The sequence below is a fragment of the Streptomyces sp. NBC_00057 genome (assembly GCF_045041165.1).
In the GTDB taxonomy this organism is placed as follows: Bacteria; Actinomycetota; Actinomycetes; order Streptomycetales; family Streptomycetaceae; genus Streptomyces.
The window spans coordinates 9,058,224-9,078,866 of the sequence record NZ_CP108256.1 but is presented as its reverse complement, the minus strand read 5'-3'; the positions used below and the strand labels follow the sequence as shown (position 1 = coordinate 9,078,866).

The following is a 20,643-nucleotide window of genomic DNA, read 5'->3' as shown; positions in this document are numbered from 1 at the left end:
CTTCCGCGTCCGACCAGCGCGGATCCAGCGGCACGGACCGGGCCGGCCATGAGGTTTCCCCGGTGTGCGGGAGGTGCCGATCAGCTGGTCAGGGCGGGTTGACGGGGTTTCAGGTTCAGTTGTTCGACCGTCACCTGGCCGACGCAATACTTCTCCTCAAACTCGACGGGACTGAGAAGTTGTTGTCTTTCCGTGCTTGAGGACTGCGTTTCCGCTGGTCAGGCATAGGAGCGGCGGTTCTGTGGCAGTGGTGACCTGTCGTGTCGTCGCTCCGGTGGAGGCCAGGGATGCCGTCGGTCGTGGGACTGCTGGAACAGCGTGAGTGCGCCGCTCGCCGCCGTGTGGACGAACTGCGGGAGGAGGCCGATCGGATCCAGGCCGAGCTGGCCATTGCCGAGCGGGATTGGAACGAGTGGGTCATTGCTTGCTCGCGTGTCGGCGAGGTACTGGCCCCAGGCGACGGTGGCGTCGCCGGTCGTGATGTCGCTGTGGACCTGCCGGATGGCGGTGAACAGCCGGCGCCGGCCGGGGCTTCGGAATCGGTGAAGCCGAAGTCGGTAGTGCCGATGTGGCACTCGGGGCTGGCCTGGTCGGCGCTGTCGGTGGACTACCAACGCATCCTGCGAATCCTTGCCGACCGCGACCGAGGTGGCCAAGGTCCGCTTTCCTGCCAGGAGATGGCCGTCTGCTTCGGCCTGGAGGTGGTGCCGGCAAAGGTGGAGGCGCTGCGGTCGAAGGCGAAGCGGATGGTGGCCCGGGGGTGGCTGGTCGAGCCGGTGCCGGGTCGGTTCTCGCTCTCGCAGGGCGTGGCCGGACAAGGCGAGGGATGGTGAACGGCGACCCTCAGACCCGCAGGGTTTCTCCCTGGGGGTCGTAGCAGACGAGCCCGTGCTCGCGTGCCAGGGCGGCCGCATACTCGGAGACCTCCTCCGCTCTGCTGTAGGACATGAGCAGATAGACGATCGGGCCCGAGGCCTCGTCAATGACGGGCGGTGACGCCCAGGGGCTGCCGGCGACATCGTCTGGATACCGCTCGACGAGTGCCTCGACATAGGCCTCGATGCGCGGCGACGGCTCGGCGATCACGTCTTCCGAATCGAAGTAGCGGTCGTAAAGCTCGTCAAAGACAGCGCTGGCTTCGTCGTCACGCGGTCGCTCTCCGTGCCAGACGGCCAGGTCGTAGCTCATGTGCGAATGATCGCAGGTGCCAACCCGGCGTGGGTCACAAGCCCCAGCGCCGGCCCCGTTCACGCTCGCGAAGGGCGTGGCCGGGCAAGGCGGCGGGTCATGAGGAGGGTCATCGACCAGTAGATCATCGCCTCGGCGCTGCTGGTGGATCGCTCGAAGTCGCGCACCAGGCGTCGGGTGCGCATCAGGTGGGCGAAGAATCGCTCGACGATCCACCGCTTGGGCAGCACCACGAAGCCGCGCATGTCGTCGCTGCGTTTGACGATCGCCAGGACTAGGGCCAATGCCGTTCGGTTAGGGGTTCGATCGGCGGCGCAACTCTCGGCGTTTCGGCTGGTGATACGGGTGCAGCCCTTGTAGTGGTTCTCGGGTCCGCCAAGACTCGTGTTCCTCCACAAGGGCTGCAGTGTCCGATTCTGTCATTACGCATGCTCCCGGCGCGTTGGCCGTGGGGCACCTGGGCGAGTTGACCCAGGTTGTTCCGTTCGATCTCGTCGACGAGGCGCTCGCATCCGCGGGTGGTCTGCAGCATCGGGTGCGGCGACTGCCGTCGCGGGTGGTGGTCTACCTCCTCCTCGCCGGCGCGCTGTTCACCGGGCTGGGCTGGGCGCAAATCTGGTCCCGGCTGACCGCCTCGCTACCCGTGCCGCTGCCCGCACCGGCGCCTTCTGTCGGCGTACGGGCTGTAGTGCAGAGGTATGTACGGGCTGATGTACAGAGCTTGAGACTGTGTCAGCTGACGGCGGCGATGCCGCCTTCGATGGCAGTGAGGCGGTTCTTCAGGCGGTAGCTGGCGCCGTTGATGGCGAGGATTTCGCAGTGGTGGAGGAGGCGGTCGATGATGGCGGTGGCCAGAACGTCGTCGCCGAAGACCTGGCCCCACTCGCTGAAACTTTTGTTCGAGGTCAGCAAGGTGGAGCCCTTTTCGTAGCGCTTGGAGAGCATCTGGAAGACGAGGTTCGCCTCGTCACGTTCCAGTGGGAGGTATCCGACCTCATCGACCACGAGGACGTTGGGCCGTAGGTAGGTGCGGAGTTTGCTGGCCAGGCGGCCGATGGAGTCGGCGGCTTTGAGCTGGCGGACCATGTCGTCGAGGGTCGTGAAGTAGATCGTGTAGCCGGCCCGGCAGGCGGCGACCGCCAGGGCGACCGCGAGGTGTGTTTTCCCTACTCCCGGCGGGCCCAACAGAGCAACGTTGGCCCTGGCCTCGACGAACGCGAGGGTGGCCAGATCCTTGACCTTCCTGGGGTCGAGTTCGGGCTGGTAGGAGAAGTCGTACTCCTCGATCGTCTTGTAGTGCGGCAGCCGGGAGACCCGCAGGGCATGGCGGAAGCGGCGCTCTTCACGGACGGCGAGTTCTTCTTCCAGGACGAGGTCGAGGAAGTCGAGGTAGGCCATCTGACCGGCATCGGCCCGCCCGACGTACTCGGCCAGCGACTGGGTCAGATGGGGCAGGCCGAGCTTGGTGGCGGTGGCGCGGATCCGGGCGGTGACCAGCTCGCTCAACGCATGTCCCTGGGGTCGATGGGGGCGGGGGTGAAGGGGTGGGTGCCGGTGATCTGGTCGTAGAGCGCCAGCGGCCGGGTGCCGACGTGGACTTGCGCGGCTCTGGCCCGGGTCAGCAAGGAAACAAGCCCGCCGGGCTCGGCGTCCGTGCGGGCCGGCCTGGCCGCAGGCGTGCCGGGATCGGTGGTGGTGGCGCGGGTATGTCCGTCGGGCAGGCCCTGCCAGTGCGCTTCGTCCACGATGCGGGCGCCGCGGCCGACCGCGCGCGGATGGACGGCCAGCAGCGTGATGCCCTGGGCGTCGGGCACGGTGGAATGCAGTGCGACCGTGGCAGCCGAGGCCCTGACCTCGACCAACTGTCGGTGGCGGACCTTGATGGCGGGCACCGAGTACAAGTTGGCGTCGAAAGCGACCAGGCAGTCCTTGCCGACGTGCCGCAAGAATCGGTCGGCGACGATGTAGGGGCGGGCCGGCAGCGGCCGCAGCGCGGCGTGATCTCGTGTGGCTCGCACGCCGATCACTTCGCCGTGGGTGCGGTGGGTGCGGGCCCGGCGCTGGGGGACCCAGGCCATGAACGCCCCGTCCAGGTCATCCAGCCCGGAGAAGGCCCGGCCGGCCAGTACGTGATCACGGACGATGGTCACCTGGCGTTCGACCCGGCCCTTGCCGGTGGGCCGGTAGGCGGCCAGCACATCGATGTCGAAGTCGTAGTGCCCGGCGAATGCGACGGCCTCCGGATGCAGCGGGACCGCCTCGCCGGGTGCGACATGACGGCGGACCACGGTCTTGGTCCGGTCGTAGACGATCACGCCGGGCACCCCGCCGTAATGCGCGAACGCCCGGCGGTGGCACTCCCAGAACGCCGCCAGGTTCTGGCTGGTGGTGAAACAGCAGAACGGATCCCGGGAGTAGGACAGGACCATGTGGAAGGAGTAGACCTTCGGGATCCCGACATGGGCCAGAATGCCGCCCTCGTCACCCCAGTCGACCTGGGCCTGAGCGCCGGGCACCACCTCGAAACGACGGTGGAGGCGGGCCAGCTCCCGCGGGGTGTATCCGAGCTCCTCCGCGATCCTGGGGCGGGCCTGCTGCACATACATCTTGACGCGCTGGTAGTGGTGCGGGAAGCCGTACTGCTCGACGAGACGCTCATGGATCACCGCGGCTTTCAGCAGCACCTCGGCCCGCAGCCAGGCATCGATCACATGCGCCCATGGCTTGATCACCTGGTTGCCCAGATCCGACCGCGGCGCCGGAGCCGGAGGCTCGGGCGGCCCGTCGCTCTCCAGGTACTTCTTGACCGTGCGCCAGTTCAGGCCGGTCTCCCGGGCGATCTCCGAGATGCTCGCGCCAGCCTCATGCAGAGACCGGAAGCGCCGCAACTCCAGCCACCGCTCCGGTTCCAGCAGCATGCCCCGAGCCTCCCTCATCGCCGCACAACGTCAGCGACAGACTCCACTCACCGCCCCGGCCCCGGCCAGACACGCCGGAGCACCTCTGCAGATCAACCCGTACGCACCTCTGCACCAGAGCCCGTACGCCGACACCTTCATCGATCACGGCTGCGATGCGACGGGTCGGCCCCAAGCCATTGCAAGCACTGTTCGACCTGGTCAAAGGCCCCGCAGCAGTGACCGCGACACAGGTGACACGGTTCGCGGGCAGGCTGGTGGTCGCGATCGACGGCACCCAGATCGCGCTACCGGACACACCCGCGAACCTGTCGGCGTTCCCCAAGGCGAAGGCCGGGCCGAACGGGCCGGCCGGATACCCGATGCTGCGCATGGTCGCGCTGGTGGCCTGCGGGACCCGAACACTCCTGGACGCGGCCTTCGGCACCGATAAGACCGGCGAGCTGACCTACGCCGGTGACCTGGTCACCACCGCGGGCACGACCGGAGCACTCCGGCCCGGGATGCTGCTGCTGGGTGACCGGAACTTCTCGGCCACCGGGTTCGTGGGCACCGTCGCGTCCACGGGCGCGGACTTCCTCATCCGCGCCAAGACCCACAGCACAGCGCTCAAGCTGCCGATCCTGCATCGTCTGCCCGACGGCACGTTCCTGTCCCGCATCGGCGAGGTCACCGTCCGCGTCATCGAGGCCGCCATCACCGTCACCCCCGCCGACGGCGCCGACGAGCGCGCCGTCACCCACAGCACCTACCGGCTCGTCACCAGCCTGCTTGATCCCGACGAGGCACCCGCGACCGGCCTGGTCAGGCTCTACCACGAACGCTGGGAGATCGAGACCAGCTACTGCGAACTGAAATCGACCATCCTCAGTGGCAGAGTCCTCCGCGGCCGCCACCCAGCAGCCGTCACCCAGGAAACCTGGGCACTCCTGGTCGCCTACCAGGTGCTTCGCACCGCGATGAGCGACGCTGTCCTGCACCGGCCCGACATCGACCCCGACCGCGCCGCATTCACCATCGCGCTGAACACGGCACGTGACCAGATCGTCCGTGCCGCCGGCATCATCCCCCACACGCAGATCGACCTCGTCGGCCGGATCGGCACCGCCATCCTCGACGACCTCCTACCCGCCCGCCGTAACCGGACCCGGCCCCGCGTGAAGAAACGAGCGATCAGCTCCAAGTACCGCGCCGTCGGCCGCCACATCGACCACCGAACCCACAAGACCACCGTCCAGATCGCGATCAACACATTGCCAAGCACGCCAGACGGCTAACCGAACGGCGTTGGGACTAGGGCGAGAGCGGTGAGGCAGTGGGTGATGAGGCTGCCGGTGTAGCCGCCGTCGGCCCAGACCAGTTCCAGCCGGTGGTGTGCGTCGGCGACCTGTGCGAGGAGTGTCTGCGCGGCGGTGCGGTCGCCGGTGTCCGCGGGGGTGACCATCACGGCGAGCAGCAGGCCGAGCGTGTCGACTACGGCGTGGCGCTTGCGTCCGTTGATCAGCTTGCCGCCGTCGAAGCCCCGGCTGTCGGAGCCGACGACGGCGTCGGCCTTGACCGACTGGGAGTCGATCACCCCGGCGCTGGGCTCCGGGTCCCGGCCCGCCTTCTCGCGGACCTTCCCGCGCAGCCGGTCATGGAACTCGGTGACCAGGCCATGGTCGCGCCAGCGGCGGAAGAAGGCGTAGACCCGGTCCCACGGCGGGAAGTCCGCGGGCAGGGCCCGCCATTTGGTTCCGTTGTCGACCAGGTAGTGGACCGCGTCCAGTATCGCCCGGTGGCAGTACGCCTCCGGCTGCCCGCCCCGTCCCTGCAGCCAGCCCGGCACCGGTAGCAGCGGACGGATCGCTGCCCACTGGGCGTCCGTCATGTCGGTGGGGTAGCGGCGCTCGTGCGTTCCGTTGTCGGTGGCGTTCCCGAACCGGTGCGCGAGGCAGTCACACGACGGAGTGGCCGGGCTGGACCCGGCCGCAGCCAGGGCGTAGAACTGCGACAACAGGGCCTCCTGGATCGGTAGTTGTCAAGCCAAATGAGACGTTCGCGGTGCTATGAACCTTGTGGTTCGGGTGCCCTGCGTTTCGTCGGGTCGTTGATCCAGACCTGGCCGGGTATCTCGGGTGGCTTCGGTCGGCGGGCGAAGCGTTCGGGGTGGCGCTCGTATGCCTCGGCGAGTGCGACGTCCCGCTGGTCGCGGACCTCCTCTGAAGTGCCGAAGTGGACGGAGGCGGGGGTGTGCAGGCCGATCCCGGAGTGTCTGTGGTCGTGGTTGTAGTAGGTGGTGAAGGCGTCCATCCACTCCCGGGCATGGGCCAGCGAATCGAACCGTTCCGGGTAGTCGGCGTACTTCGTGGTCCTGAACTGGCTTTCCGAGTAGGGATTGTCGTTGCTGACCCTGGGGCGCGAGTGACTCCTGGTGATGCCGAGGTCGAGCAGCAGTTGGGAGACCTTCTTGCTGGTCATCGAGGTGCCGCGGTCCGCGTGCACCGTCTCGGGCACGATGCCGTTGCGCTCGATCGTCTCGCGGATCAACTCCTCCGCCCGCTCAGCCGTTTCGGCCCGCTCGACGGTGTGGCCGACGATGTAGCGGCTGAAGATGTCGATGACGACGTAGGCGTGGTACCAGATGCCCTTGTCCGGGCCGGGCAGCTTGGTGATGTCCCAGGTGAAGACCTGCGACGGCCCGGTCGCCACCAGCTCGGGGATCGTCCTGGCCGGGTGGGTGGCCTGGCGGCGGCGTTCGCCGTTCTGCCCGGCGGCGGACAGGATCCGGTACATCGTGCGCTCCGAGCACCAGTAGTTCCCCGCGTCCAGCTCACGCGCCCAGACCTGCGCGGGCGGCAGGTCGGCGTACTCCGGCCGGTTCAACAGCGCCAGGATCTCTGCCCGTTCGGCCGGTGAGAGGGCCGAGGCGGGCGCGGGTCTCGGGGACGGTGCGGGCTTCGGCCTGGGGTTGATGCGGCGGTAGTGGGTGGCGCGTGCCCGTGCAGCGGCGCGGGGCTCGGGCCAGAGGTTGGCCGGGTCGGTCGGGTGCCCGCCCAATTCCAGCGGCACCAGCATGTCCTCCTCATAGGAGGACATGCTGGTGTCCGCGTATCCGTAGTCGATGATGCCCTGCGCCTTGAGCTTGTTGGTGTACGACGTCGACGGGCGAACCGTCGCGGTCCAGCCGGACACGCAGATCGTGGAGTTGATGGTCGACTGGGTGACGTCCGGGTTGTAGCTGCCGGGGGTGCACTTGGAGTCAGGTAGCGGCAGGTAGGCCTGGGAGCAGGTGGCGGCGTGGGCGGTGCCTGCGGTGGAGCCGATGATGAGGGTGCTGACGGCGAGGGTGAGAGCGGAGCTGGTGGCGGCAATGCGTATGCGGGCGCGCATCGTCTCTCCTGGGTGAAGTGGCTCGGGTGGGCGGCGATTGATGCGCTCTCATGTCACCCCGCCAGTAGCTACGCGGGTAGAACCTGGTGGGTGAAATGTTTGCGCCAACACCGTGATCACCACGCCTGACATGACGTTCCGCGCCTCCGGACACGCGGAAGAGGCTCCGCTCTCTGACGACCTCCCTCCGAAAGTGCGCCCGTGCGCCCACCCCCTCGCGGTGGACGGCAGGCCGACCTCGGGCCGACCCGGAGGCGCCCGTGACCGCCAACGGATACGTGGCACCGAACCGACCGACCAACTCGTCGTCCAACACCTGCAACAAGGTTGCCTGCCACACGCGGGAGCGGCCATCGTGACGGTCCCTTGGCTCTTCCCCGGGATGAAGGCGGGCCAGCCACTCAGTCACGCCCGAGCCATGGTTCGCCTGCGCCGACTGGGACTTCATCCTGGGCTGGCACGGTCACGGGCTTTGCTCCATCTGGCCGCACGCATCGAAGCCCCCTCCTCGCACAGGCTCTCGGCATCACCCCGGGTACGGCAGTCCGCTGGTCGGATCTCGCCGGCCGCACCTACAGCGGATACGTCGCCCGAGTCGTGGAGACGACGCCCGGTAGCCAGAAGACTGAGGTCAGCAGCAGCGCCCGTTCGCCTCGGCGTTGCTGAAGTCGCCAGCCGCGAACGCCTTCGCCGGAATCGTGAAGTACATGGTCCCGGCATCGCCCCAGCCCCATCCGAGCTCTGCGTTCACCGGCGAGGGACCTCGCCTCGGCAAGGTGGAGAAGACTGGTATCTGGGTGACCCTTGTTGCGCTTCTGTACCTCGTACTGTTCCTGCTGGTAGAAGCTTTCACGCCTCTCGATGAGACGCCTTGGCCGAGGCCTTCGCCGGGTGTCAGGTCCCGGTGTCCGCGCAGTTCGAGCGGCAGGCCGTTCACGGGGTCGGTCAGCGCCTGCACCAGCTCCGCGCGGCGCAGGCCGGTGTCGGAAAAGTGGTCCATCTCCAGGACCCAGAACTCCCCCAGCCTCGCCTCGTGCCCGGTGACGACCTGGGGAATGGCGACCGTGTGCAGAAGGCCAAGGCGGCGCAGGAGCCCGCTGGGCAGCCAGGCGGCGGCGCGCCAGGTGGAGTCGTAGGAGATCGGCTGGCGCTCGTCGTCCCACTGCCGCTCGTAGGCCTTCGGCCAGCCAGCAGGCTTCCCCGCCGTTGTCCTCGACGCGCTGGGCAATGGCAGCTCCTCGGCGACGCTGCGCCCGAGCATGGTGTCGCCTGCCAGTGCCACCGTGAGCGCCATGATCCTTTCCCTTCCCCCGCCCTGCACTCAGACGTCGAGGGTCACCCGGCAGGTCCAGCCGCCAGGCCCGCCCCGCAGCTGCAGGTCGTGCAGCGAAACGGCCTTCGGCACCGCACCGACCGCCACGGCGGTGTCGGCATCGGCCATGCGGAAGCGGACGCACAGGCCCCGGCCGTCCCCCGCCGACCGGATCGCCCCCACCTCCACATCGAGCGGGATCTCACCGTCGGCATCCATCCGGTAGACGACCTCCTCCAGGACGGACACCAGCAGAGCCTCGTCGGACTCGGCTGTGACCGCGTATTCGCGTTCCCCGACAACTGTGGCCCTGGACGTGTCGGCGAAGCCTTCCAGCACCCCGCGTACGGCCTCGCCGATGCAGCCCTCGGCCGTCGGTGACCACGCCTCCACCTGTACGTCCGCGGTGTGCGGCACAGCCCAGTGGCCACTCGCGCCGGGCTGCTTTCCCACAGGTTCCCGACCATCCACGGTCGGCGCCTCTCCGCCGTCTCCGGACGCACAGCCTGATGCCGAGTTCCCTGAGCCTCAGGCCATGCCTCCTCCAGAGTCGTCCCGTACACCGCTCCAGGGCAACCTGCACGACGCGCGACCACGCGTTGGCGTGGCCATATTCGCCAGTCTTTCCCCGCCTGTTGACCGCAGGCAATCGAAAGGGGACATACGGTAGTTGTCTCGCCGTCCCCGTAAAGGTGCGCACGCCTGCCGGTCTCGCTCGGTCTCGGCCTTCCGCCGCTGAAGCAGCACGCCACCGGCCGCGACGTGGCCACGGTGGCATGGTGGAGGGCGCCGCCGGTCACACTGCGTGGAGAGGGAGAACTACGGCGTCACAACGGGTCCCGTTCCGAGTCGGCCGGCGCGACATTGGTGATGACCACCGCGGGGCGTAGAGCTTTTGCCAGTCGCACAGCGTCACCTACGGCCCAGAGATGAATGTAGAACAGGCGCGGCTTCTCGCGCAGCCCATGATTGTGCAGTTCTACGAGGTCGATACCACCCCGCCGCAGTACCTTCAGAACGCCTTGAACCTCGTCGGCGATCATGGCAAAGTCGCCGCTGAGCGCTGCCCGGCCGCCACCAAGTGGTTGAAAGTTGAAGGCTGTGGTCGAGCCCAGGCCCGGAGGAAGCACCATGCCGTTGTCTGTAATGGTCTCGCGTCGCATGAATGCGGATTTGTACGTTCCGCCGTCGTTGGAGCCCTTGACGCCCAGCGCGGCATCGATCCCGGCAGTGTCCAGATCCAACGGAGCAGGCTGTGTCGGGGGCGTGGCGGGCGGGCTCGCGGTCAGGTCCATTGCCGTGCGCAGCCCGCGAGCGAGACTCACCGGATCATGTCCATGGCCGTGGAAGTGGGTCCACCAGATGTCGGGGCTGTGCGCGAGCAGGTGTTTATGCAGAGCGGTCTGCTCGATTCCGTGTGCCTGCAGGGCATCGCTCACGTGTTGCAGTTCGCGCTCGGCGAGAGTCAAATCGCCCATGGTCATCACGCTGCCGTCGGAATAGCGGAGAAAGGCAATGTGGGAACCCAGAGCGAGGCCGGGTGAGACGGTCACGTGGTGGGAGACGACATGTAGGTCGCCCCGGGGGAATCGGGTGCGGTACACGGTTTTGCGCAGCAGGCTGCCGGGTCGGCCCAGAACTTTTGCGACCGGCTGCCAGAACGCCTCGGTAGTGGGGACAGGTTGGACTAACTCATGCTGGGGCGCATTGGCCGGCCTTACCGTCCCGGCCTGCGCACCATGTGCTCCCAGCCCGGTCAGCACGGGCGCCAGCACAGCAGCTTTCAGCATGCGTCGCCGTGCCGGCGCCGATGACAGCCTGTTGTATGTGTCGCCCTGGGGGAGTTCGTTCATCAGGTCTGCACCTCCGTGGATAATAAGACCACGGAGGTTTACAGGAAGTGCCTCTACTGAGAAGCATGGCTCGCGTGTTGCTTCAAAAGGGCTATTCCGGGTTCTGGATTCTTCACACCCCGCTGAATCGTGCGGGTAAACAGGTCGGGCCCCATACGATCGCGCCGTGCTGAATGTGACAGCCATACTCAAAGGGCTGGTCATCGGCGTGGACGGAGCCCGCCCGGACATCCTCCTGCAGAGCCGCCGGGACAAGGCCGCGGCAGGACGCTTCTTCCGCCGCCTGATGAAGAAGACCCGTACGGTGCCGCGGGTGGTCGTCACCGACAAGCTCCGTTCCTACGGCGCGGCGCACCGCGAGGTCATGCCCTCGGTGGAACACCGTTCCCACAAGGGCCTGAACAACCGGGCCGAGAACAGTCATCAGCCCACCCGGCAGCGTGAACGCGCCATGAAGGGATTCCGTTCCGTCGGCGGGGCCCAGCGGTTCCTGTCCGCGTTCAGCGGCATCTCGCCCCACTTCCGCCCTCACCGCCACCTGATGACAGCCTCCCACCACCGAGCCGAGATGACCGTCCGCTTCGCGATCTGGGACCAGATCACCGGCACTGCCGGCCGGCCCACCACGGCCTGACCACAGGCCCGGACCGCGGGCCCCACCAGGCCCCAACGCACCGTCAGGCACCTGCAACTCAACAACGTGACAGCACCTGACGCCGCGCTCGAGCATCAGCTCCTCGACCTCGCGGAAGGACAGCGGGAAGCGGAAGTACAGCCATACCGCGTGCGCGATCACCTCCACCGGGTACCGGTGGCCCTTGTACGACGGCGACGCGGACGACACGAACGAATCCCTCCCCGGCACGACCAACCAGAAGATCATCCCACCCGGCCAGTCAACGCGACAGTGCCGCCTGCAGCGCTCGGCGCTCGACCCGCGGGGGGCTGTCGCTTTCCACGCTGACCACGCGCGAGGCGGACATGCTGCGCCTTGTCTCGGAGGGCCTGGACACCGCGGAGATCGCCCGCAAGGCCTCGTACTCGGAACGGACCGTCAAGAACGTCCTGCACGAGATCAACACGCGGCTGCAACTGCGCAACCGGGCCCACGCGGTGGGCTACGCATTACGCAACGGGCTGATCTGACACCTGCGCTGACGTCGTACGGGAAACAGGCACTGCCCGAAAGCACACCGGGCGCCTCCCCCGGGTAGGGCCCCGCCGCCCTGCCGTGCCGCGCACGGCTGGTGCAGGGTGGCGGGGGCGATCCGGATGGGTGCATCGGGATGCCGCACCAGACTGCGAAGGGGACCGTGATGGGAACGGCTGACCGCGGCGGCCGGCACCGGCTGGGGAGAATCGGAACGTCGTTGCTGCTGTTGATCCCGCTGCTCGGAGTGACGGCGGCCTCCGGACAGGGCGGCGCCGAATCCGCCCCGCGGGCGGCCGACGCCACGGACACGCGGGTCGCCTACGCGGGCACCAGGCACCGCAGCCTCGGCATGGTCGCTTCCACCACCTCCAGCACACCACTATTCGGTGACGGCCCCGCCCACAACGACGTCCAGCCGGCCGCCCTCGGGGACCAGATGGTCTTCGCGAGCCGCCGCGACGAGAAGAACCCACAGGTTTACCTGCGCTCCGCGGACGGTTCGGTACTCCGTCTGACCAGCGGCCGGGACGTGGCGCACCCCCGGCTGACGCCGGACGGCCAGGCCGTGGTGTTCGACTCGGCCGAACCCGGCGGCACGGACGGGGGGACGCAGCGCGACCTGTGGCTGGTACGCACCGACGGCACCGGCCTGACGCGGCTCACCGACACACCCTCCGACGAGAAGTACCCGACGGTCTCCCCCGACGGGCAGCGGCTGGCGTACTCCAGCGACAGCAGTCCGCTGATCGGAGCGCAGATCTACGTACGGCCCCTGAACGGCGGCACCGCCACCCGGATCACCTCCCCGGCCAACGGCAGGGCGTCCGAGCCGGTGTGGAACCCGGTGAACGACGACGAGAACCGGGACTGGATCGCGTACACCGCCACGACCACCGAGAACGGGCAGAGCGTGCCCCGGCTGCGGGTGACGAACGCGGCAGGGACCTCTGACGAGCCACTGCTCGGGGGCGCGTACGCACAGTGGCGTGGCCACGGGGCATCGTGGTTGCCCGACGGGGACCAGTTGGTGTTCCTGAGCCCCGAGACCACCTGCACGTGCCGGGGCGACTATGACCACGTGTTCAAGTCGGTGGCGCACTCGGACCAGGAGCCCGGGCTGGTGCTCAACGAGGACCGGGAAGTCCTGTCGCCCACCTGGCGGGGACCGCTCGACGGCGGCGGCGTGGTGGTGGAGCGCACCACGGCGGATGACCCCAATGACGACCCCAACGACGACCTCTCCGGCGCGCACGTGGTGACGCTGCAGGATGCCCGCATGGACGGGTCCGACCCCCGCGACCTGGGTCTGACGATTCTCAACGAGGATCCGGCGGCCGACACCAACACCGATCCCGCCAAGGACCCGCTGTTCCAGCCCGCGGCCAAGCACGACCCGTGGACCGAGCGGCAGACCTACACGCCCGACGGCCGCCGGATCGCCGTCACCCGCTTCGAGGACAGTCCCAACGGCCGGATCGAGCGGATCTGGATGGTGGACGCCGACGGCTCCAACGCGGCGCCCATGCCGCTCGCGGGGCGCGGCGCGAACGACTGGGACACCGACCCGACGTTCTCCCCGGACGGCAAGTTCCTCGCCTTCACCCGGACCTCGCCGGGCGGCGTCGGGGAGGCCGCGGGCCCTAGCCGTATCCTCATCGCGGACGCGGCCACGGGTGCGATCACCGGCCGGATCACTCCGCCGGCCGGGCAGCTCCAAGGCGAGGACGCCCAGCCCACCTGGTCCTCCGACGGCGCCACCCTGGCCTTCACCCGCAACGAGGTGATCGACGGGAACGGCGGTAACAAGCACATCTGGGCCGTGCCCGTGAACGATCTGAGCCGGCAGCGCGATCTGAGCGCCACGATCTGCCCGGGCGACTGCGCGATTATCGACGACAGCCCGGCGTTCTCCCCGGACGGGCTCAGCCTCGCCTTCAACCGCAAGAGCGGTGGCGGCGCCGTCGACAAACGCAACGGCATCCTCCTGACGTCCCTGTCGGGGGACGACTGCAAGGTGCTTGTGCCCACGGCCGCGCGCGACGTCCCCGACGGCTGCCACGCGGAGCTCCCGGACACCTCGGTCACCGGACCGTTCCAGCCGCGGGACGCCGCCTGGACGGCCGACGGCAAGGGCCTGGTGGTCAGCTCCCGCGCCGAAGTCGCCGCCAACAGCCCCGAGAAGCTGCGCCTGTTGGACGTCGAGTCCGGCGACCTCACCCCGCTCACCGCGGAACTCCCGGGCCGACAGAAGGAACCCAGCGTCCAGCAGTCCGTGGACCTCGCGCTCCAGGCGCCCGGCACCGTCCCGGAGGTCACCGTTGGCAAGACCACCACCATCCGCGTCGACGTGGTGAACAACGGCCCCGCCGCCTCCCCGGGCACCAAGCTGACCGCCGCGCCGCCGTCCGGCGTGCAGATCACCAAGCTGACGTATCCCGGAGGCCCCTGCAACGCCGCCTCCCTCCAGTGCGACGTCGGCGTGGTCCAACCCGACACCACCGTGCCGGTGACCGTCACCGTCACAGGTGTCATCCCCGGCGACGCGCCGACCGACTGGTCGGTCACCAGCAGCGTCCTCGATCCGCGGCCCAGCGACAACGCCAGCCGCACCGTGGTGCCGGTCGTCGAGGCCCCGCCCCCGACGACCCCCGCGCCCACGCCCCCCACGCCCACGCCTTCGACGCCCACGCCACCGCCCACGGTGCCCCCGACTCCGGGTGAGCCCGACGCCGGGCCGGGGCTTCGCCTCACGGCCCAGCCGAACCCCGGCTACGTCGGCGGGCGCGTCGTGGTGACGTACACCGTGCGCAACGGCCGCAACGCGCTGGCGACCGGGCTGCGGCTGCACATCAGCCTGCCCAAGGGCATCCCGAACAACGGGCCGCCAGAGGGCTGCGACAAGTCCTGGGTGTGCGCGCTGCCGGACCTGGACCAGGGTGCGAGCACTGTCGTGCGGGTTGTCCTCAGCCCCGACAAGGCGCTGACCGCCCAGGTCACCGGCAAGCTCACCACCATCGGGACGGACGCCGACAAGAGCGACAACACCGCCCGGAAGCGGCTGCGCATCCTCCAGCCGCGCATCGTCGCGGTGCCGGAGGTCGGCAAGCCCGGCTTCGTCACCTCGGTGCGCGGCAAGGACTTCCCGCCGGGCGTGCCGGTGCGGTTCACCTGGAAGCCGGGGATCACCGCGGCAGCAGCGCCGACGGTTCCGCTGCCGGACGGCACCTTCATCGGCCAGCTGCTCATCCTCGCCAAGGACGAGACCGGGCCCCGGATCATCACCGCCAAGGGCCCTGGGTTCTCCCCGGTGACGACCGACTTCCTGGTGGTCAGCGGCAGCGTGCAGCCGCCGGACGAGGTGACCCGCCGGTGATCCACGAGGTCGACGAGGGGCTGCGCCGCCTGCTCGACGAGTCCGGCCTGGAGGCGTCGGGCGTCGAGGTCGTCTCGACGCCCCCACCCGGGACTGGGCCGCGCAGCGCCCCCGACGGTCTGCGTGTTCCTGTGCGACATCCGCGAGGACGCCATCCGGCGCGGGAGTGGCTCCGGGGAGGTGTACGACGAGGATGGCCACCTCGTGGCGCGGCGCTCCCCGCCGCGCTGGTTCGAGCTGACGTACCTGGTCACGGCTTGGGCGAGCCGCCCGCAGGACGAACACCGGCTGCTGTCGCAGGTGCTCGCCACGCTGGTGGCCACCGATACACTGCTCACCGGCACGCTCGCCGAACTCGGCCTGACCGTGGGGCTGGACACCGCCAAAACCGGGTTCGACGCACCGGCAGCCTCCGACGTGTGGTCGGCCATGGGCGGCGAGCTGAAAGCTTCCCTCTCGCTCCGGGTGCGGGCGCCGCTCGCCGGCATCACCAAGGCCGTGGCGGAAATCCGACGGCTCCTGGACACTCTCCTGCCCCACCCCAGACCCGAACTCAACCAGCGTCAGCATGCCCTGAGATGGTCCCACTGGCGCAGACGCCACCAAGCCATCGCCCAACGACGCCACTACCTGAAAAGAGCCGGCTCACCGCGTCCCGGGCGAGTCGGCAGGCTGCGCGGTGGGCGCAGCGTGGATCGGAAACGCTCATTCTTCCTCGGAGGAGTCGGACATTGCCTCCAACGTGGCTAGCGTCTGCGGCGTCAGCTCGGGATCCCCTCGGAACGACCCTGCGCCACCGGGCTTCGCCATCGGGAAATTCTCGTAGAATTCATCTACGGAGTAGCGTCCGCCGTTCTTCCTCAACGCCGCGCGCAATACCTTGCCCGCTCCGGGGAATCGGAGCTCCTCGGAGTTGTGTGCCACGCCGTACAATACGGCGGCGGCACGTTTTGCTTCGCTGTCTTGCTCGAAGAGGCGCGCGTTGCCGGGAGTCGGCGAGTCCGCCTTCATCGTGTCTGCGAGGGCCACTCTCTGTGCAGGGCTCAGGTGCGGCAGGAGGTGGGCGTACTTCTCCCACTCCCGCCCCTGCGTCCCGGGGTAGTCATCCTTTCTGCTCTTGACTACGGTCCCCAGGTCTCCCTTGTATCCCTGGTTCAGGGAAACCGTTCCGAACGGCGTCTCTGGCTTGCTCCCGACAAGGTCGCCCTTCGCTGGCACTCCGCGCTTCGTACTGCGATCGTTGGCGCGCTTCAGGCGGGACGCGCCGACCGTGGGCTCCTCGACGGGCTCTTCGACGGGTTCCTCCGTCCCAGTTCCGGGAGGGGCGAAACGCAACGCCTCCTCGAACGCGAATTCGTAATCCATTTCGTCGTCCGATGCGTCGGTGTCTCTTTCATTCATCAGTTCATCAAAATCATCGTCCCTCATCCGCTGGATCGTGGTGGACTGCGCGAGGGGTTTGCCGGCGATCCGCTGGACCGGGGTGTGGTCCGCCAGCACCCGGCGAGCGTTCGCTTCGGCTTCTCGTTCGAAGGGATCGGAAGGGTCGGAGATCCTCAGGCCGCTGCCGTTGTCGGTGCCAGCGACCGGGCCCTGCCGCTGCTGGATGACGTGGGTGAGCTCGTGAGCCAAGGTGTGTTTGTCACCACCGCTGTCGCCGATGACGATATGACTGCCGGAGGTGTAGGCGCGGGCGCCGATCTCCGCGGCCGAGGCGTGTGCCGCAGAATCGTCATGGATGCGGACGTCGGAGAAATCCGCACCAAAGCGAGCTTCCATTTCCTCGCGCGTCCCGTCGTCCAGGGGGCGGCCCGGGGCGCGCAGGACGCCATGGACGGCGGAGCGTTGCACGGCTGGCTGCTCAACTTGGTCGTGGCCGCATTCGGCGGAGTGCTGGTGTGCCTCCTCGGCCCAGCGGTGTCCGGCCTGGCGGAGCATCTGGACCACGGCGGCGTTTCCCATGGTGGCCTGCAGCGGGAAGAGCCCCGACGGTAAGGGACGTGGTGCGGTTTCGGGGCTCCGGACCGACCAGCGGGCGTCGTCGTTCCCGACCTTCCTGACATTCTCGTGTTCACGCAAGGGAGCCTCTTCCAGCGCAGGAGATTCGACTCTTCCTGCCTACACGCCAAGGGGGCGGCCGGTCCAGGTATTCCAGGGCAACATCGATCGACCACCAGGCAGCGGGCGAGGTACGCACGGGGCAGCAGGACAGACACGCAACGGCCGCCCGCACCGCGCCGTACCGGCCCGCGTCCGCGTCCGCGTCCGCGATCAGCATCGCCCCGGCCGCCCCGCTCTCCCCGACCCCAGCCCGTCACATCCAGCACCTGCCCATCCAGCGGACCACCGACCAGCTCCACGTAGTCACAACCGGCCTGCTCACAGACACCCGGACCATCCCCCTCGACCCCATACACCCGACGCCCGCGCACACCACACCGGGCACCGGATTGGCTCTGTACACGACATCTCTGCCGCGTCAGCTCGCCTTGCGCGGGTGGGTCTATCAGGAATCAGGCTCTGACAAGATTTTCGTAGCCGTTGATCGACTTTGCGGTATCGGCCTCGGCAAGTGCCTTGGTGGGGAAGGCTGGTGGCATGTGATGTCGAGTTGACGGCGCTGCTTCCCCACCTGGCTTCGGTGCTGGTCGAGGCGGTGGAGGCAGGCGAGGGCCTGGTCAGGATCACGGTGCGGACTACCGCCGGGGTCTCGGTGATCTGCCCGGGCTGCGGGCAGGAATCGGCGTGGGAGCACAGCCGGTACGTGCGGCATGTCGCCGACGAGGCGATCGGCGGGAGACCGGTGGTGATCGACGTGTCGGTGCGCCGCTTGTACTGCGAGAACCCGGACTGTTCCAAGACCACGTTCGTCGAGCAGGTCCCCGGGCTGACGGTGCGCTACCAGCGGCGGACCCCCGCCCTGCAGAAGGTGATCGCGTCGGTCGCGACGGCCCTGGCCGGGAGAGCCGGGGCCCGGTTGCTGGTCCATCTGCACCAGACCCTGTCGTGGGCGAGCATGCTGACCTGCCTGTTACGCATCCCCCTGCCCACCTCGGCGGTGCCCGCGGTTCTCGGTGTGGACGACTTCGCACTGCGGCGCGGCCACCGCTACGCCACGATCCTGATCAACGCCGAGACCCGCGAACGCGTGGAGGGGCGCTGTCACGTTGTTGGGTTGCAGGTGCCTGACGGTGCGTTGCGGCCTGGTGGGGCCCGCGGTCCGGGCCTGTGGTCAGGCTGTGGTGGGCCGGCCGGCAGTGCCGGTGATCTGGTCCCAGATCGCGAAGCGGACGGTCATCTCGGCTCGGTGGTGGGAGGCTGTCATCAGGTGGCGGTGAGGGCGGAAGTGGGGTGAGATGCCGCTGAACGCGGACAGGAACCGCTGGGCCCCGCCGACGGAACGGAATCCCTTCATGGCGCGTTCGCGCTGCCGGGTGGGCTGATGACTGTTCTCGGCCCGGTTGTTCAGGCCCTTGTGGGAACGGTGTTCCACCGAGGGCATGACCTCGCGGTGCGCCGCGCCGTAGGAACGGAGCTTGTCGGTGACGACCACCCGCGGCACCGTACGGGTCTTCTTCATCAGGCGGCGGAAGAAGCGTCCTGCCGCGGCCTTGTCCCGGCGGCTCTGCAGGAGGATGTCGAGCACGTTGCCGTCCTGGTCGACGGCCCGCCACAGGTACTTCTGCTCTCCGCTGATCTTCACGAAGACCTCGTCCAGGTGCCACTTGTCCCCGGGCCGTGGCCGACGGCGGCGCAGTCCGTCCGCGTAGGCCTGGCCGAACTTGGCGGACCAGCGGCGGATGGTCTCGTAGAAAACGATGACGCCGCGCTCGAGCATCAGCTCCTCGACCTCGCGGAAGGACAGCGGGAAGCGGAAGTACAGCCATACCGCGTGCGCGATCACCTCCACCGGGTACCGGTGGCCCCTGTACGACGGCGACGCGGACGACACGAACGAATCCCTCCCCGGCACGACCAACCAGAAAATCATCCCACCCGGCCAGTCAACGTGACAGTGCCCCGGCCGCACTTGACGTTGTCCCAGTCCGGCTCGGGGTATCGCCCGTCGTCGCGGAGGTGGATCTTGCCGTCGCTTCCCTTCTGCCCGCCGATAGGTTGGCGGGATGAGCGATGAACAAGATGTAGGCGACGACGCTGGACGGGCCGTGGCGCTGTGGCGGGAGCTGACCGCCTGGCTTGTCGACCGTGCCCCCGTTTCAGCGACCTGTCTTCGGCCTGGTGCTGGCGAAGAGGCGCTGGCCCGGGTGGAGGCGCGCATGGGGTTCGCTTTGGATCCTGGGCTGCGCGCGGTGTGGGCTGTCAACGACGGCATAGTTGATGACGCCGACTCCGGCGCGGGTCTGTTCTTGGATCAGCACGCGTTGCTGCCGGTGGCGACGGCTGCCGACATTCGCGATGACCTGTGCGATTCGTTCGATGAGGACTGGGGCCGGTTGTGGCTTCCGCTGACCACGAACGAGGTGAACGAGCCTTGGATGGGCTCCACCATCGACTGCGGCAGTGGACGGTTGGGCGCCTGGTCTATGGAGGACGCCCCGGGGGAGCCGGGGGGGATGTCCTTCGCCGACCTGCTGGCGGCGGTGGTGGAGGCGGTCAAGGACGGCAGGGGGGCGTTGATGCCCTCCCCGGGCCGTTCGGGGACGGTTCCCGGCCTGGCTGACGGGGCCCTGGTCTGGCAGGACCCGAGGGAGCTCCTCGTGGCGAACTGGGCGCCGCTGCACTAAAGCCCTGCCGGGCATGTGGCGCCCCGATGTCCCAGGGGGTTCGGGGCGCCACACAGCTTTTGTCGAGCGTCGAGCGCCGACTAGGGGATGAGGTCCGGGTCCAGGTCAGTGATCTCGCACTCCACGACCTCCTTGAGGACTGCCTCGTCGCAGCCGATGTCGGCCAGGGGCGCGTACACGTAGTACGGGTCCTTGTCGAGCATGCGGTAGGCCTTGGCGAAAGCGGAGAACGGCCGCATCGCGCCGGAGTTCACCGACAGGGCCATCGACGAGCGCCCGCAGGAGACGTTCTGCCAGTCCGGCTCGGGGTAGCGGCCGTCGTCTCGCAGGTAGATCTTCCCGTCGGCGGCCTTGCCCTCGTAGGTCTGCACGCAGGCTGCCCCGTTGGCCACCTCGTTGGAGGTCGCCCCGGACGGCATCATGGACGCGGGCATGCCGGCGGATTCGTAGGTGGCGTTGAAGGAGTACTCGTCACACGAGGCGACGTCCCTCTTGGGGTGGGCGTACTGCTTGATGGCGCCCTTGGTCAGCCCGTGCGGTTGGAAGCCGTACTGCCCGGAGCGGCCGCAGATCTTGTTGCGGTTCTGGTTGGCTCCCCGGTCCCAGGTGTTGCGCTGGTTGTCCTTGTATTCCGCCTTGTCGGACATGGGCAGATAGTGCAGGGGGTGGAACGGGTTGGTGCCCGGCCCGGTGTTGCCGTCGCCGTTGTTCTTCAGGCCCATCTTTGCG

15 protein-coding genes and 6 pseudogenes are annotated in these 20,643 nt (G+C 68.4%); 9 read left to right on the top strand and 12 right to left on the bottom strand.

Going from position 1 to position 20,643, the window contains the following annotated elements:
• Nucleotides 1-287: 287 nt before the first annotated feature.
• A complete protein-coding gene (locus OG953_RS43075) occupies nt 288-833 on the top strand; it encodes a hypothetical protein (RefSeq protein ID WP_405681789.1) in 546 nt (181 codons plus the stop codon).
• Between the two features lie 10 nt (nt 834-843).
• Here OG953_RS43075 and OG953_RS43070 read toward each other — a convergent pair whose 3' ends face one another.
• Both OG953_RS43070 and OG953_RS43065 read right to left on the bottom strand, forming a co-directional pair.
• On the bottom strand, nt 844-1,188 hold the full coding sequence (locus tag OG953_RS43070) for a hypothetical protein (RefSeq protein ID WP_405681790.1): 345 nt from the start codon (nt 1,186-1,188) through the stop codon (nt 844-846).
• A 59-nt stretch (nt 1,189-1,247) separates the two neighbouring features.
• Nucleotides 1,248-1,472, bottom strand: a complete 225-nt coding sequence (locus tag OG953_RS43065) for a hypothetical protein (RefSeq protein ID WP_405681791.1) — start codon at nt 1,470-1,472, stop codon at nt 1,248-1,250.
• Nucleotides 1,473-1,594: 122 nt separating this feature from the next.
• Here OG953_RS43065 and OG953_RS43060 point away from each other — a divergent pair, with 122 nt between their 5' ends.
• Nucleotides 1,595-1,978 (top strand): transposase domain-containing protein, encoded by a 384-nt coding sequence (locus OG953_RS43060; protein ID WP_405691523.1) that lies wholly within the window; start codon nt 1,595-1,597, stop codon nt 1,976-1,978.
• Here the strand turns inward: OG953_RS43060 and istB are convergent.
• Together istB and istA are read right to left on the bottom strand one after the other, a co-directional pair.
• Entirely contained in the window at nt 1,921-2,694 is a 774-nt protein-coding gene (gene istB, locus OG953_RS43055) for an IS21-like element helper ATPase IstB (RefSeq protein ID WP_405681793.1), read from the bottom strand. The genes OG953_RS43060 and istB overlap by 58 nt on opposite strands.
• Complete coding sequence (gene istA, locus OG953_RS43050; protein WP_405681794.1) at nt 2,691-4,106, bottom strand: IS21 family transposase; 1,416 nt, start codon at nt 4,104-4,106, stop codon at nt 2,691-2,693. The genes istB and istA overlap by 4 nt, the downstream gene beginning before the upstream one ends.
• An 89-nt stretch (nt 4,107-4,195) precedes the next feature.
• On the opposite strand from istA, the pseudogene OG953_RS43045 reads away from it, so the two are divergent.
• A pseudogene (locus OG953_RS43045) lies at nt 4,196-5,383 on the top strand (IS4 family transposase); the annotation flags it as partial.
• Here OG953_RS43045 and OG953_RS43040 read toward each other — a convergent pair.
• The 5 genes from OG953_RS43040 to OG953_RS43020 form a co-directional block, all read right to left on the bottom strand.
• Nucleotides 5,380-6,102 carry an IS5 family transposase gene (locus tag OG953_RS43040; RefSeq protein ID WP_405681795.1) on the bottom strand — a complete coding sequence of 241 codons (723 nt, stop codon included), beginning with the start codon at nt 6,100-6,102 and terminating at the stop codon, nt 5,380-5,382. The pseudogene OG953_RS43045 and the gene OG953_RS43040 overlap by 4 nt on opposite strands.
• A 50-nt stretch (nt 6,103-6,152) precedes the next feature.
• Complete coding sequence (locus tag OG953_RS43035) at nt 6,153-7,478, bottom strand: transposase (protein WP_405681796.1); 1,326 nt, start codon at nt 7,476-7,478, stop codon at nt 6,153-6,155.
• A 631-nt stretch (nt 7,479-8,109) separates the two neighbouring features.
• On the bottom strand, nt 8,110-8,772 hold the full coding sequence (locus OG953_RS43030) for a DUF1963 domain-containing protein (protein ID WP_405681797.1): 663 nt from the start codon (nt 8,770-8,772) through the stop codon (nt 8,110-8,112).
• A gap of 27 nt (nt 8,773-8,799) precedes the next feature.
• Nucleotides 8,800-9,243, bottom strand: coding sequence for an archease (locus OG953_RS43025; protein WP_405681798.1), 444 nt, complete (start codon nt 9,241-9,243; stop codon nt 8,800-8,802).
• Between the two features lie 374 nt (nt 9,244-9,617).
• Nucleotides 9,618-10,643 carry a DUF1259 domain-containing protein gene (locus tag OG953_RS43020; protein WP_405681799.1) on the bottom strand — a complete coding sequence of 342 codons (1,026 nt, stop codon included), beginning with the start codon at nt 10,641-10,643 and terminating at the stop codon, nt 9,618-9,620.
• A 211-nt stretch (nt 10,644-10,854) separates the two neighbouring features.
• On the opposite strand from OG953_RS43020, the pseudogene OG953_RS43015 reads away from it, so the two are divergent.
• Nucleotides 10,855-11,277: pseudogene (locus OG953_RS43015) on the top strand (transposase); the annotation flags it as partial.
• A 78-nt stretch (nt 11,278-11,355) separates the two neighbouring features.
• On the opposite strand, the pseudogene OG953_RS43010 reads toward OG953_RS43015, so the two are convergent.
• Nucleotides 11,356-11,526 (bottom strand): annotated as a pseudogene (locus OG953_RS43010) (IS6 family transposase); the annotation flags it as partial.
• A 31-nt stretch (nt 11,527-11,557) separates the two neighbouring features.
• Here OG953_RS43010 and OG953_RS43005 point away from each other — a divergent pair.
• The 3 genes and pseudogenes from OG953_RS43005 to OG953_RS42995 all read left to right on the top strand — a co-directional run.
• Nucleotides 11,558-11,789, top strand: a pseudogene (locus OG953_RS43005) (response regulator transcription factor); the annotation flags it as partial.
• A 170-nt stretch (nt 11,790-11,959) separates the two neighbouring features.
• The gene (locus OG953_RS43000) at nt 11,960-15,169 is read left to right on the top strand and encodes a hypothetical protein (RefSeq protein ID WP_405681801.1); all 3,210 of its coding nucleotides are present in this window, start codon (nt 11,960-11,962) and stop codon (nt 15,167-15,169) included.
• Nucleotides 15,166-15,919: pseudogene (locus OG953_RS42995) on the top strand (DUF4255 domain-containing protein). Before OG953_RS43000 ends, OG953_RS42995 begins: the two are co-directional and overlap by 4 nt.
• Here OG953_RS42995 and OG953_RS42990 read toward each other — a convergent pair.
• Entirely contained in the window at nt 15,875-17,248 is a 1,374-nt protein-coding gene (locus OG953_RS42990; protein WP_405681802.1) for a DUF4157 domain-containing protein, read from the bottom strand. The pseudogene OG953_RS42995 and the gene OG953_RS42990 overlap by 45 nt on opposite strands.
• Before the next feature lie 493 nt (nt 17,249-17,741).
• On the opposite strand from OG953_RS42990, the pseudogene OG953_RS42985 reads away from it, so the two are divergent.
• Nucleotides 17,742-18,002: pseudogene (locus tag OG953_RS42985) on the top strand (transposase family protein); the annotation flags it as partial.
• A 399-nt stretch (nt 18,003-18,401) separates the two neighbouring features.
• Here OG953_RS42985 and OG953_RS42980 read toward each other — a convergent pair.
• On the bottom strand, nt 18,402-19,160 hold the full coding sequence (locus OG953_RS42980) for an IS6 family transposase (protein WP_405691522.1): 759 nt from the start codon (nt 19,158-19,160) through the stop codon (nt 18,402-18,404).
• A 133-nt stretch (nt 19,161-19,293) separates the two neighbouring features.
• On the opposite strand from OG953_RS42980, the gene OG953_RS42975 reads away from it, so the two are divergent.
• Nucleotides 19,294-19,914, top strand: coding sequence for a hypothetical protein (locus OG953_RS42975; protein WP_405691520.1), 621 nt, complete (start codon nt 19,294-19,296; stop codon nt 19,912-19,914).
• Nucleotides 19,915-20,643: the final 729 nt, after the last annotated feature.